General features: G+C 36.2%; 10 protein-coding genes. 1 reads left to right on the top strand and 9 read right to left on the bottom strand.

The window, feature by feature from the left end; translation table 11 throughout:
- Positions 1-120: 120 nt before the first annotated feature.
- The 3 genes from AC061C_RS05165 to AC061C_RS05175 all read right to left on the bottom strand — a co-directional run bounded on the left by AC061C_RS05165 (position 121) and on the right by AC061C_RS05175 (position 2,299).
- Positions 121-600, bottom strand: a complete 480-nt coding sequence (locus AC061C_RS05165) for a transposase (RefSeq protein ID WP_478290301.1) — start codon at positions 598-600, stop codon at positions 121-123.
- A 128-nt stretch (positions 601-728) separates the two neighbouring features.
- Positions 729-1,127, bottom strand: a complete 399-nt coding sequence (locus tag AC061C_RS05170) for a transposase (protein ID WP_478290382.1) — start codon at positions 1,125-1,127, stop codon at positions 729-731.
- A 590-nt stretch (positions 1,128-1,717) separates the two neighbouring features.
- Positions 1,718-2,299, bottom strand: a complete 582-nt coding sequence (locus tag AC061C_RS05175) for a MiaE family protein (protein WP_478290302.1) — start codon at positions 2,297-2,299, stop codon at positions 1,718-1,720.
- Between the two features lie 315 nt (positions 2,300-2,614).
- Here AC061C_RS05175 and AC061C_RS05180 point away from each other — a divergent pair, with 315 nt between their 5' ends.
- A complete protein-coding gene (locus AC061C_RS05180; protein WP_478290303.1) occupies positions 2,615-3,850 on the top strand; it encodes a glycosyltransferase in 1,236 nt (411 codons plus the stop codon).
- A 40-nt stretch (positions 3,851-3,890) separates the two neighbouring features.
- Here the strand turns inward: AC061C_RS05180 and AC061C_RS05185 are convergent, their stop codons facing one another.
- The 6 genes from AC061C_RS05185 to porU all read right to left on the bottom strand — a co-directional run bounded on the left by AC061C_RS05185 (position 3,891) and on the right by porU (position 13,057).
- A complete protein-coding gene (locus tag AC061C_RS05185; protein WP_478290304.1) occupies positions 3,891-4,262 on the bottom strand; it encodes a RidA family protein in 372 nt (123 codons plus the stop codon).
- A gap of 336 nt (positions 4,263-4,598) precedes the next feature.
- The gene (locus AC061C_RS05190; RefSeq protein ID WP_478290305.1) at positions 4,599-6,254 is read right to left on the bottom strand and encodes a dihydrolipoamide acetyltransferase family protein; all 1,656 of its coding nucleotides are present in this window, start codon (positions 6,252-6,254) and stop codon (positions 4,599-4,601) included.
- Between the two features lie 7 nt (positions 6,255-6,261).
- On the bottom strand, positions 6,262-7,260 hold the full coding sequence (gene pdhA / locus AC061C_RS05195; RefSeq protein ID WP_478290306.1) for a pyruvate dehydrogenase (acetyl-transferring) E1 component subunit alpha: 999 nt from the start codon (positions 7,258-7,260) through the stop codon (positions 6,262-6,264).
- Positions 7,261-7,416: 156 nt separating this feature from the next.
- On the bottom strand, positions 7,417-7,899 hold the full coding sequence (cdd, locus tag AC061C_RS05200; RefSeq protein WP_478290307.1) for a cytidine deaminase: 483 nt from the start codon (positions 7,897-7,899) through the stop codon (positions 7,417-7,419).
- Positions 7,900-7,981: 82 nt separating this feature from the next.
- Entirely contained in the window at positions 7,982-9,181 is a 1,200-nt protein-coding gene (porV, locus tag AC061C_RS05205; protein ID WP_478290308.1) for a type IX secretion system outer membrane channel protein PorV, read from the bottom strand.
- Between the two features lie 39 nt (positions 9,182-9,220).
- Positions 9,221-13,057 carry a type IX secretion system sortase PorU gene (gene porU / locus AC061C_RS05210; protein WP_478290309.1) on the bottom strand — a complete coding sequence of 1,279 codons (3,837 nt, stop codon included), beginning with the start codon at positions 13,055-13,057 and terminating at the stop codon, positions 9,221-9,223.
- Positions 13,058-13,220 lie beyond the last annotated feature (163 nt).

Consider the following 13,220-nt stretch of genomic DNA (forward strand, 5'->3'; position numbering starts at 1 on the left):
CTTTGAAAAGCCTATCAGAAATGATAGGCTTTTTTGTATAATTTACTTTTTTAAAGTATGGTACCCGAGCTCAGATGGTAGAGCAATGGATCAATCCTAAAACCTGTGGGGAAGCAAAAATTAAGCATAAATATTAGTTAGTCTAAAAAGGAAGAATTCTATATTTCTAACCCCTCTGAATTGAGATCTAAACGCTTTTATTTTAGCATTGAAGGACTCTGCTGAAGCATTGGTGCTTCTGTTATCAAAATAGTTTAATATTGTTTGGTAGTGATTTATTATGGATCTTGAGATTGTATTGAAAGATTTAAACCCGGATTGATTTACTTTTTCATGCCATCTGGCTAGCCTTGAAAGTCCAATAATTTTATCAGTTGTTTTTTCAAAGATATTTCTCAAATCTTGTGCTAAATTGTACGCTTTTTCAATATCGGGATATAATTCAAATAATATAGAGGCTCGTTCTATTTGGTTTTCGGACCATTTAGATTTGTTTTTATATAGAAGATAGCGGCTACGGGCTAGTAATTGTTTAAGTGTATCTCCATCAGATAGCACTTCCAATTCAAACTTTTTATTTCCTTTTTTAGCTTTTTCCATTGCTTCATTTTCCTGATCTATTGATTGCCAACGGTATTTGATTCTGATTTCTTGTTAAGCTTCCAAGGCTAGTTTTTGAACATGAATTTAGCGAAGCGGTATCACGAATTCCAAAATTTTAATGAAAATTAATGAGTAAATCGGTCGGTAACCCGCGTAGCATTTGGAAAACATTTTTTAGCAATTAACCCCATATTTGCAGCCATGTCTAGGGTAATCTCTGTGACTTGATTGCGCGCTTTGAGAGGGATTTTTTCAATTATAGCAGTTACAGTATCAGCTTTAGTTCCGGCAATCATAGCTACGATAGTTCCTTTCTTTCCTTTGCCTGCTTTGTTGGTTAAGATAGTATAGAGTTCTCCATTCGAGAATGAAGTTTCATCAATCGATAATCGTTTGCCTAAGTTTTTTGGAAAAATAGGCCATTGTTTGGCGTGTGATAGTTGATCCCACGTTTTGAAATCACTTAAGAAATCTTTGTATTGATGTTGTAGGTTTTTGCCGCTAACGCCATAAAAAGAAGCAATCGCAGTTCAATCATTAGGCTTGGAATCTATTGTTCTCTTTTAAAAAAGACGCAAACTCCTGCGTTACACGAGTTCCGTCTGCTACTAAATTCGACTCTTTTTTGATTGTTTTGCAGAAGTTTTATTGGTCCAACGAAGACGTTTAATATGCTAATAGATCTATTTACCCTGAAGAGGAAAATCCTATATTGTTATTTCATCTAATAAGCCTTAATATATGAATGCTACAGAATCATAGTGCATTGGAGGTCGTGCATTCCCTTCGAAATACAAGCGAAGGTGTTCTTCGATATTAATAGCAGTGACTATTTCAAAGTAATCTACAAGAAAATCAGGCAGTTTAAATTTTAATAAATCTATAGAAGTTATTTCTGTTTATTTATTTCGCAAGGTTTTTCTTATTTTTTATATAATTCCACCGCAGGTTTCGTTCCTGTTCCTTAAAAAAAAATGGTGTAAAAAAAACCTCGAAAATTTTCACTTCTGAGGCTAATAAGTACTGTAATTTTAAAATATAATTGGAATCATCCTTTTTCAAGATCAGACACTTTTAAGTACCGTGTTTTTGATAACGTAAAATATAGTTTCAATTATCCGTGTATAGATTCTTGTTTGCCATAATTTGTGATAATCGAGGTTTCAAAATCAATCCATTCCTTCCAACGTTTATCCACATCTACATTATCAGAATATTTTCGTGCAAAACCTAAAAAAGTGGTGTAATGTCCCGCTTCACTAATCATCAAATCACGGTAAAACTTCGCTAACGTTTCATCTGTAATATTTTCAGATAATACTTTAAATCGCTCACAACTTCTTGCCTCAATCATCGCTGAAAACAGCAAGCGTTCGCATAAAGCATCATTTCTACTTCCATCCTTTTTCATGAATTTAAATAATTCATTCACATAATGATCTTTCCGTTCCCGCCCTAAGGCAAGTCCTTTGCTTTTTATCAAGTCGTGTACCATTTGCAAATGTTCTAATTCCTCTCTTGCAATAACCATTAATTCGGTCACTAATTCCTCTTTTTCTGAATTTTGCGTAATCAAACTTATGGCATTCGAAGCTGCTTTTTGTTCACACCAGGCATGATCGGTCAATATTTCTTCAATATTCGATTCTACTATGTTGACCCATCTTGGATCGGTAGCTAATTTTAATCCTAACATTTTAATGAAATTTATCTGAGTACAAATTTAGTGTTTTCTTCTTAAAATTCACTATCAAAAATAAGTGGGGCGTGTCACCAAAAAAATGGCAAAAGCAACTTTTTATGCAGCCATTTTTTGCTGTCAGGCTATTCGTTGCAAGTCCTCATTGCACTTTCGCTGCGCTGCATTGCAATTGTGGGCTTTTCACTGCTATCCTTCACGCAAATTAGTGTAAAATACAGCTACTTTTTTCAGTTGCATTTACAATTCTAAACAGTTACAATTTCATTTTAAATAAGTACTTTGCAATCCTAATTTTCAACACCCACAAAAGTGAAATCAGTATTAATTATTGGCTTTGTTTGGCCTGAACCCAACTCCTCAGCAGCAGGCGGAAGAATGATACAATTAATTTCGCTGTATCAAAAACAAGGATTTAAAATCACCTTTGCCTCTCCAGCACAAGACAGCGCTTTTAGTACGGATCTTGCGTCCCTAAACGTTGAAAAGAAAACAATCCTTCTCAACTCGTCTACTTTTGATGCGTTTATCAAAGAGCTAAATCCGGCTGTAGTGCTCTTTGATCGCTTTATGATTGAAGAACAATTTGGCTGGCGTGTTGCCGAAAATTGCCCTACTGCAATCCGAATATTGGATACTGAGGACCTTCACTGTTTGCGTCTTGCCAGACAAAAAGCTTTCAAGGAAAACCGAGTATACACAACCCAAGACTTAGTTGTTGAAGAAGTTGCCAAAAGAGAAATTGCTAGTATTTTGCGCTGCGATATCTCCTTAATGATTTCTCAATATGAAATTGAAATACTAACTACCACATTCAAAATTGACCAGTCGCTTCTAATATACCTGCCTCTTTTACTTGAGCCTGAGGCAATTTTAAATACAACTACAACACCATCCTTTGAGAACAGAAGCGACTTTACTTTTATTGGTAATTTTTTACACGAACCCAATTGGAATGCGGTTCAATATTTAAAACAAACCATTTGGCCCTTGATTAAAAAACAAGTGCCTGAGGCCGTTTGCAAAATTTATGGTGCCTATCCTTCCCAAAAAGTGCTACAATTAAACAACACAAAAGAAGGATTCTTGATTCTGGGTCGCGCAGAGGATGCGCAAGAAGTAGTAAAACAAGCCCGAGTTGTTCTAGCACCCTTGCGTTTTGGCGCAGGAATAAAAGGAAAATTGCTCGAAGCCATGCAATGCGGTACACCTAGCGTAACTACTACAATTGGCGCCGAATCAATGCATGGTGATTTGCCATGGAATGGTTTTATCCAAGACAATCCCGAACTTTTTGCCAACCAAGCAGTATTGCTGTATCAAAATGAAAAAACATGGCTAACCGCTCAAGAAAATGGATTTGAAATAATTAAGCAACGCTATGCAAGAACATTATTTGAAACTGATTTCAATGAGCAAATGCAAAACATACAGAAAAATCTAGAACAACACCGTTTAGACAATTTTATAGGTGCATTGCTACAGCATCATACCTTGAAAAGTACCATGTACATGTCAAAATGGATTACTGAGAAAAATAAAAACTAGAACGAAATTCACTTCTAAACTAATTAATTTCAAGCTGCATTTATTCAATAACAGCAATAGCGTCAATTTCAATGAGCCAATCTTTATTACCCAATACCGAAACGCCAACAAGGGTGCTTGCTGGATAATTTTCATTTCCTAAAAATTCGTTTCTAATTTTTCTAAAAATCGGTAAATCGGTTTCTGGATTAAAATTTACGATATAGGTATTCATTTTAACCACATCCTTAAACGTAGCATTGCATTTGCGCAATTGCTGTTCAAGGTTTTGAAAAGTAGCAATTACTTGAGCTTCTAGTGTATCCCCAATGCCAATTTGCCCTGAAATATAAAGAGTTTTAAAATCGCCCGTTTTTACCAGTACTGTTTGTGAAAAACCTGCACTGGGATCAATGTATTCCTTTTCAATCATTTTGTAGTATATTATGTGGATACAAAATTAATAGTTTATCTATTGAAAGTCCTATAAAAATACATTTTTTAAACCAATGCTACTACAACATGAAAACTACTTTGTTTGTATTTCATTTTCAAAAATAATTAGACTGCTACGCAATCTTCTCTATTAAGATCTTGTGCACATGAAGGATAGGAGCGGCATCCTTTTATGAAGCGGTAGCGTAATAAAAGATATAGCGTATAGCCTGACGCAGCTGTAACGCTAGTGGAAGCTGGGACATGCCCAAAAACACAAAACCCATCAGCTTAAAAAAAAGTGATGGGTTTTGTTATTAGATTGAATCCGTAGTTATGCAAGCATGGTCACTGGATTTTCAATGTATTGTTTTAAAGTTTGCAAGAACTGCGCTCCAGTTGCTCCATCGATAGTTCGGTGATCACAAGCAAGAGATAACATCATAGTGTTTCCTACTACAATTTGGCCATTTTTAACGATTGGTTTCTCGACAATCGCACCTACAGATAGGATTGCAGAATTAGGTTGGTTGATAATTGAATTAAATTCTACAATACCAAACATCCCTAAATTAGAAACAGTAAAAGTACTTCCTTCCATTTCTGTAGGCAATAGTTTTTTGTTTTTTGCTCGTCCAGCAAGATCTCTAACGCTGCCGCCAATTTGAGATAAACTCATCGCATCCGTGAATTTTAATACTGGAACTACTAAGCCATCTTCAACAGCTACAGCAACACCAATATTGACGTGATGGTTGATGGTAATAGCATCCTCTTTCCATTGTGAATTGATTTTTGGATGTTTTTTCAATGCCATCGCACAGGCCTTAATAACCATATCGTTAAAAGATACTTTTGTATCAGGTACGTTGTTAATAACTGCTCTCGCTGCCATGGCGTCATCCATAGTCACTTCGATCACTAAGTTGTAATGTGGTGCAGTAAATAAGGATTCGGCCAATCTTTTTGCAATGATCTTGCGCATTTGGGAATTCTTAATTTCTTCATTGAACACCTCTCCGTTTGGTACGAACACTTTTGGTGCAGCAGGTGCAACTACAGTTTCTGTTTTAGCAACTACTGGTGCATCAGCAGTTGGCTGAGCAACAGCTGGTGTAAAGTTTTCGATATCGCTTTTTACGATTCTACCATTTTCACCAGTACCCTTAACTTGATTCAACTGGATTCCTTTATCACTTGCAATTTTCTTTGCTAATGGCGAAGCCAAAATACGTTGTCCGTCAGCTACAGTTTCTTGAGCAATTGGCTCAGTCGCGGCTGTTGTTGCAACTTCTTCTTTAACTTCTGCAGCAGGAGCAGTTGACGTTGCTCCGCCTGCTTTATAACTTGTAGCAATTCCAGCAACATCAGTTCCTGCGGGACCAATAATTGCTAAAAGACTATCAACAGGAGCAGTATTCCCTTCTTCAATACCTACATATAATAATGTTCCTGTATTGAAAGACTCAAACTCCATTGTTGCTTTATCTGTTTCAATTTCGGCAAGAATATCACCTTCGGTAACTGCGTCTCCTACTTTTTTCAACCAGGTTGCAACGGTTCCTTCGGTCATCGTATCGCTTAAACGAGGCATCGTTATTACCACTACTCCTTTTGGTAAAGAAGTAGCCGCTGAAGTTGACTCTTTGGTAGTTTCTGGAACAGCTACTGCTTCTGAAGTAGGTTTAGCCGTGTCTGCAGCTGGAGTTGCCTCTGCTGGTTTTCCTGAAAGTAATGCCGAAATATCCTCTCCTTCTTTTCCTATAATTGCTAGTAATGAGTCGACAGGGGCGGTTTCACCAGCTGGAATTCCTATATGTAAAAGTGTACCTTCATTGAAAGATTCAAATTCCATTGTTGCTTTATCGGTTTCAATTTCTGCAAGAATGTCTCCTTCGCTTACTTTATCGCCTACTTTTTTGAGCCAAGTTGCTACCGTTCCTTCCGTCATCGTATCGCTCAAACGAGGCATTGTAATTATTGTTGCCATAATTGATTTATAATTTATGAGGAATAAATGGATAGTTTTCTTGCTCGTATACTACGTCATACAATTGTTGAATAGGTGGATATTCTGATTCCTCAGCAAATGTTACACATTCTTCCACTAAGTCTTTAACTCGTTGATCAATCGTCTCAATTTCCTCTTCTGTAGCATATTTGTTATCCATAATTACATCTAAAACTTGTGTAATTGGATCTATTTTTTTGTATTCTTCTACCTCTTCTTTAGAACGGTACAGTTGTGCATCTGACATAGAGTGTCCTCTATAACGGTACGTTTTCATTTCTAGGAAAGTTGGTCCATCACCACGACGTGCTCTATCTATAGCTTCTGTCATTGCTTCAGCAACTTTTACAGGATTCATTCCGTCAACAGGTCCGCAAGGCATCTCGTAGCCTAAACCTAGTTTCCAGATATCGGTATGGTTAGCCGTTCTTTCTACTGATGTTCCCATCGCGTAACCATTGTTCTCCACAATAAAAACAACCGGAAGTTTCCATAACATAGCCATGTTAAAAGCTTCGTGTAAAGAACCTTGACGTGCTGCGCCATCACCAAAATAAGTCATAGTCACACCACCAGTTTCAAAATATTTATCGGCAAAAGCTAATCCTGCACCCACTGGAATTTGTCCTCCTACAATTCCGTGACCGCCATAAAAACGATGCTCTTTAGAAAAAATATGCATAGAACCACCCATACCTTTTGAAGTTCCGGTAACTTTTCCTAAAAGTTCAGCCATTACGCGTTTAGGATCAACGCCCATTCCTATAGGTTGAACGTGATTTCTATATGCAGTAATCATTTTATCCTTTGTCAAGTCCATGGCGTGTAAAGCACCTGCTAGTACCGCTTCTTGACCGTTGTATAAATGTAAAAATCCTCTAACTTTTTGTTGGATGTATAATGCCGCAAGTTTGTCCTCAAACTTTCTCCAAAGCAGCATGTCCTCATACCACTTTAAATATACTTCTTTTGTAACTTCTTTCATCTGAATTTTTCTTTTGCTAAAGTGTTATTGTATTATCAATTTGTACCTATAACGCAAAATAGTTTCCTCCCACAAGTTTGCGCCCCGAAGCGTCGGGTTGCAAAAATAAGATATTCCAAGTAAGAACTGAAATATAAAAGGTGATTTTTGGACTTTTTACAAGAATTTTTTATCGAACATAAAAGGCAGTAAATTTTTTATGGAATCAGATTTATAAATATTCCCAATTTCTCCCATAAAATAAATCTCAATAGGTGTTTCCTGTTTGATTTCATACTCTGCAATAGATTGTCTGCAAGAACCACAAGGCGGAATAGGGGACGTAGTTTGGTTGGTGTCCGAAGCTGCTGTGATTGCCATTTTCAAAATTTTGGCTGTTGGATAAATGGCACCTGCATGAAAAATTGCAACGCGTTCTGCGCAAAGTCCTGAGGGATAAGCTGCGTTTTCTTGGTTCGAGCCCAAAACAATTTCACCATTATCTAAAAGGATTGCAACTCCAACTCTAAATTTAGAGTACGGAGCATAGGCATTTTTTCTGACTGCGACGGCTTTCAACATTAACTCTTGAATGTCAGTTGGTAAATCTGGTACCGCATCGAATGCTTTGAATTGTGTCGTAATTGATATTTCTTTCATTATTTTTTTGGAAAAAAAATCCAAATTTCATCTCGAATAATTGAGTTTGAAATTTGGATTGTTATTGGTGATTTACTTTAGTTTAATATTCGTCATATTTATCTCCAAAATTGAAGGTCAACGAAAAACGAAGGGTATTTTCTAATGGATTTTTTACTTTAGACGCTGAAAATAAATATGAAACATCTACTTTGACTACGTTATATTTGAAACCTGCTCCAAGGGAGAAAAATTGTCGAGCACCTTTCACAGGACTTTCGTGAAAGTAACCCAAACGCATTGCAAAGGAATCTTGATATAAATATTCGGCTCCCACAGCATAGGTAACTTCTTTTAGCTCTTCGCTGAATCCATCGGGCGCATCGCCAAATGATTTGAAAACTCCTGAAGTCCATCCAATACCTCGGTAATCATTATTTGCTTTAGCAGTTCCATCATTAGCAGGTTCTCCAGGATCGAGGGTATCCCCATCTCCATTTAAATCAGTTGCTGGCTGAGGGACAGGAATTTGAGGAGTTGGAACTAATAATTTATTAAATTCAACATTCAAGGCTACCTTATTAAAGTCGTCTAAAATAAAATCAAAACCAGTTCCTATTTTTAAATTTGCAGGAATGAAGTTATTGTTGAAATCATCATTGTCATAGCTAATCTTTGGACCTAAATTTTGAATGTTAAATCCGGCTCTCCATCTTCCATTAAAATCGTTATACGCTATTTCTTCAGACTGGTAAAAACCTGCCACATCAACTGCGAATGTGCTTGCAGACGATGCGTCATTGCTATCTGAAGCTACTTTTAAATTAGAATTAATGAATCTTCCTGCAATAGCCATCGAGAATTTCTCGCTCAATTTTAAGGAATAGGATCCGTCAATAGCAAATTCGTTAGGAGAGACTATTCTTGCTTCGTCAGTAGCATTTTCACGTAATTCAATGTCACCTAAACCAAAGTAACGAAGACTGCCGGCAAAGGCACTTTTCTCGTCTATTTTTTGATAATAGGTCACTTGTCCTAATGATATATCATTAACCAAGTCTGTTAAGTAAGGGGTGTAGCTAATAGAAAACCCGCTGGCATCAGTAGCAAAAGCATATTTGGCTGGATTCCATTGTTGAGAAAAGGCATCTGCCGAAGTTGCAATCCCAATATCAGCCATACCTGCAGCTCTAGCATCGGCGGCAACTAATAAGAATGGAACACCAGGATTTATGACTCTATCTTGAGCTTTTGTAAGACAAGTTACAAATAAAAAGATAAAAAGTAACGTTAATTTTTTCATTATCAGCGGTGATTTTTAGTAAACAAATATAGTATTTTATTAAAGTATTACAAGTTTTTCAAATTTTTCAATTTTTTTGTTCGTCAAAGTCGATTTAACAGTGAGTTTGTACACATAAACGCCTTTTCCTATTTTGTCTCCAAAATCATCTTTGCCATCCCAAGTAATTTCTTTAGACAAAAAACCTTCTGTTGTGATGATTTGATTTTTAGTCCAGACTACCTTTCCAGTTATTGTCATTACTTGAACTTGAACCTCTAAAGGTTCGAAGGGTCTGTTGTGAGTAAACCAAAATTCAGTATAATTTACAAACGGATTTGGATAATTCAATACATGAGTCAATGTTATGGCATCATCGCCTACAACAATAAATTGAATCTCTGCGGTAATTGGATTATTGTAAACGTCCCATGCTTTGAATGTTATTGTATGCAGTCCAGGAGCTAAGTTTCTTAAAGGAAATCGAAGTGTTCCGCTTGTAAAGTCGTCTAGTTTTGTTTGGTAATAATCATTTAACACAAATGGATTACTAACGTCTCCATCCAGAATGGCAACAATATCATGACCAATACCACTTGCTGTGTTGATCCCGTTTTCATCTTCGAGTAGCGCAACAAAAAACGGGGACTCATTTGTTATGCCACCAGAAACAAAAGTTTCATCATTCATGTATAACTTCACTCTTGGACTTATATTGTCTGCAATTGCATTTTCATTAATTCCACCTACTTTTATTGCACTGTCATATCCTGTTTCGTTCTGTAAGACCTGATTTTTTTTAGAATAAAAACTGATTCTGCCATTGGCTACCGGAATTCTAATGTCTCTAGGAACTACAAAACTAAATTCAAACTGGCTGTTGGTTACGGATGCGTTTCCTCGAAATATTGCTTCTCCTAAAACATTGAAAGTGATGGGCGGACTGTTGCCATCGTTATTATAGGTCGTTCTTGAAACCGTTTTGTCAAATATAGTTACGGCAACTTCTCCGTTGTAATTAGGGAGTAAATTATTGTTTTCGTCTGTTACCTCGCCTGTGAGTTTCATTTTCGACAATGATTTAAAGTCATCAATAGTTTGGGTAACTGGAACATCATTTACTTTTGTCAATCTGATTTTCGGTTTTGGGATGGCAAGCATCAATGCCGGATCACCTATATAAAAAACAACATTCGTTGCTGAGTTTGGATTACTGTTTTTAGATATTCTTAGGGCTTCAGCAATAGAAGTATATTGATTAGAATTATACGACAGTAGGTTTTTTGTAAAGGTATCATTGAAGTTCTCGGCACTAAATTGTCCAATGGAACGAATAGTTGTTATCATTGCGATCGCTCCCCCTTTTGGATTCCAGTACGTATATTCACCAGCGGTTGGCCTAAAAGGATTGTCGAAACGCGAAAATTCACAAGTGATAGTTATAAACAAAGGGTATTTATACTGATTGCTCAGATTTTGCCCGTCTGATTTTTCCCAAATGCGCTCGCTCGATAAACCATCCTCGCCACCATGACCTAAATAATTAAACACCAAAGCTCCTTTTTCAAAAGCATTAAAAAAGTCGGTTCGCGCTTTTGGATATCGTGAACCTCCAGCAGATGCCTCTTGAACGTAAGAATCTAGCAGAATTTTGTTCACATTTAGAAATGGTTTTTCGGTAGCAATAGTATTAGCGAGTGCGTTTTGTCTGTTTTGTAAGCTAGCGTCATTACTAATATCAGAATCGTCTGAAATTAACGCAAAATTATTTCTCCAGCTTCCGTAAGACTTTAGATCATAATATTCGAAAACTTTATTCACCATTTCTTCTGCCTGCCTAGCATCATTCACCAACATCCTACCAACAGCGATGTCGATTCCACCAAAAAAAGACACTATGTTTCCTTCGGAGGAATCCATTAGTCCAAAAAAATCATCGGATGCAAAAGATGATTCGCCAGATGAGTTACTGTTTAAGGCATGATATATAGGTACAATATTAGTATTTCCTGAGATTCTATTTTTGAAATCGTAGGAAGCGTCCCCAAAAAGATTGATGTACTTTATTCTTTTTTCGGGAGCAGAAGCGTTTTCATATATGTATTTTATACAGTTTCGAATTGCTGCCACATCTTGTTTTCCTGATGAGAATTCCTGGTAGATTAGTTCTAACGTAATGACTTTTACATTTAAATTAGATTTCGTTCGATGAAAAGTGGCTAATTTTTCGGCTTGATTAACTAAAATAGCAGGTGCAATGATCGCATAATCGATATCTTGAAATTGGCCTTGTCCGTTTTTAAACAAAGTTCCTTTTAGGTTTTGATTTGAAATTTTTGGTTTAGGAACTTGAAGTGGTGTATAATAATCGGAAGGATCCAAAGCAATATATTTCCGGAGTTCTCCCAAGTTGGCTTTAAAAATTAATGAATTTTGACCAGAATTTTCAACTTTGGATGCATTGTAAATGTCAGTTACATCCCAAACTTGTGCGATATTAATAGCGTTAGAAATACTAAATGATGCAATGCCAATATTAGAAGACGATTGATCATATTGAAAATGAAATTGTTTGCCGTAGCCTTGCAATTTACGCTTGGCAATGAGCTGGATGTTGTCAAGGTATCCTTTGGAGCCAGGAACACCGTTGTTGTTGTATTTCAGTTTTATTTTTATATTTTCGGCACCGTTAAAACTTGTATTGTTAGGGAGCGATCCGACATAAAATGCTGTTTCAGAATTCGGATTCAAAGAAGGAAATGAAATGGTGCCTACTGCGTTTCCATTTGCAGCTACATTCATACTTGTGGGTGTAAATGCTGCTGAAGCGGCAGTCAACTTAAGTTTTACAGGCGAAGTTGTGTCGATGTTAGGGAAGTTAAAATCGAATTCTTGTTCCTCTTTAACTTCGAACGATTCGCCAAACCACTGGCGACCCAATCGTGCGATATTAGTAAGGTCGACTTCGTGAAATTGATGGTCGTCAAAAGCGATCAAATTTAAAGTACTTCCTGCCGAAGGTTGAGTCATTGGAGCAATTCTTTTTCCATCGGTACCCTGAACGTTGATATAATAATAGGATTTGGTATCATACAAATTAATGTTTGTCAAACTTTCCTGATTATAAACATCAACACCTTCAGCATAAAAAAGAATAAAATCCTCATTATTAAAAATTCCATCAGCTTCGCCACTGATTTGAATGGCGTTCTCGGTTGGGTCATTTGGATAAGGAATAGCATTAGATAAAGGAAGCATTCGTCCGCCATTTCCGTATATTTTTAACTTCCTCGGATCTAGTGTACTAATATCAATACCTAATTGTTGCAAGAAACCTTTCGTGATTTTATAAACACCTGACTTTTCGATATAAAATTGGAACCAATTGCCGGTTGCTAGAACAGAGTTAATAACACTATTTGTGCTGGTGTTATTATTTGATTTTGAGAGTTTGGAATTATTACTCTCGATTTCATAAGAAAATGATTTGATTCGTTTGAATCCAAATTCGTCTTTAATTATTGGTGATAAATAGACAAAAGCTTCGTTGATGTCTCTTGAAATGTTAATTTTTAAAATTGCATTTGGTGTTTTAGGAATATTTTCAGGAGCTAGGTCGCCCAGTTGTGCGGTTGTAATAGTCTCGTATGTTGAATTTGTGATTGTAACGGTACCCTCTGTAAAATTGATTGTTTCGTTTATTTTTAAGGTGTAAAATAAAGCTTTCTGATCGGCATCATAATGGAAACTGATTCCCGAGAAATAAGGGATAACTACTTTTGAGTCTCCAAAAGACATTTCTTTTTTATCCGTCCATTCAATGACAGCATTTCCTTTAATTTGAGCTAAAGAAGCAAAAGGAATCAGGCTTAAATACGCCAAAAGTATTTTTCTCATCGTTTTTTTAACGTGATTAGTAGTCTGTTATTATTAATCAGTAAAAATAAATCATTTGATGGGATTTAAATAATAAATATTATAAATTTGCGTTATGATATACAATTTATTGTTAAAGTTAAATCAACAAAAATTTTCAAGAAGTATTGTGTTGATTAATGGT

It is taken from the genome of Flavobacterium sp. GNP010 (assembly GCF_056428945.1).

What these genes read in the sequence shown, in the direction of transcription:
- AC061C_RS05185 (WP_478290304.1), bottom strand. Translation starts at nt 4,262, where the DNA reads ATGATTGAAAAGGAATACATTGATCCCAGTGCAGGTTTTTCACAAACA.
- AC061C_RS05190 (WP_478290305.1), bottom strand. Translation starts at nt 6,254, where the DNA reads ATGGCAACAATAATTACAATGCCTCGTTTGAGCGATACGATGACGGAA.
- AC061C_RS05165 (WP_478290301.1), bottom strand. Translation starts at nt 600, where the DNA reads ATGGAAAAAGCTAAAAAAGGAAATAAAAAGTTTGAATTGGAAGTGCTA.
- AC061C_RS05175 (WP_478290302.1), bottom strand. Translation starts at nt 2,299, where the DNA reads ATGTTAGGATTAAAATTAGCTACCGATCCAAGATGGGTCAACATAGTA.
- cdd (WP_478290307.1), bottom strand. Translation starts at nt 7,899, where the DNA reads ATGAAAGAAATATCAATTACGACACAATTCAAAGCATTCGATGCGGTA.
- pdhA (WP_478290306.1), bottom strand. Translation starts at nt 7,260, where the DNA reads ATGAAAGAAGTTACAAAAGAAGTATATTTAAAGTGGTATGAGGACATG.
- porV (WP_478290308.1), bottom strand. Translation starts at nt 9,181, where the DNA reads ATGAAAAAATTAACGTTACTTTTTATCTTTTTATTTGTAACTTGTCTT.
- porU (WP_478290309.1), bottom strand. Translation starts at nt 13,057, where the DNA reads ATGAGAAAAATACTTTTGGCGTATTTAAGCCTGATTCCTTTTGCTTCT.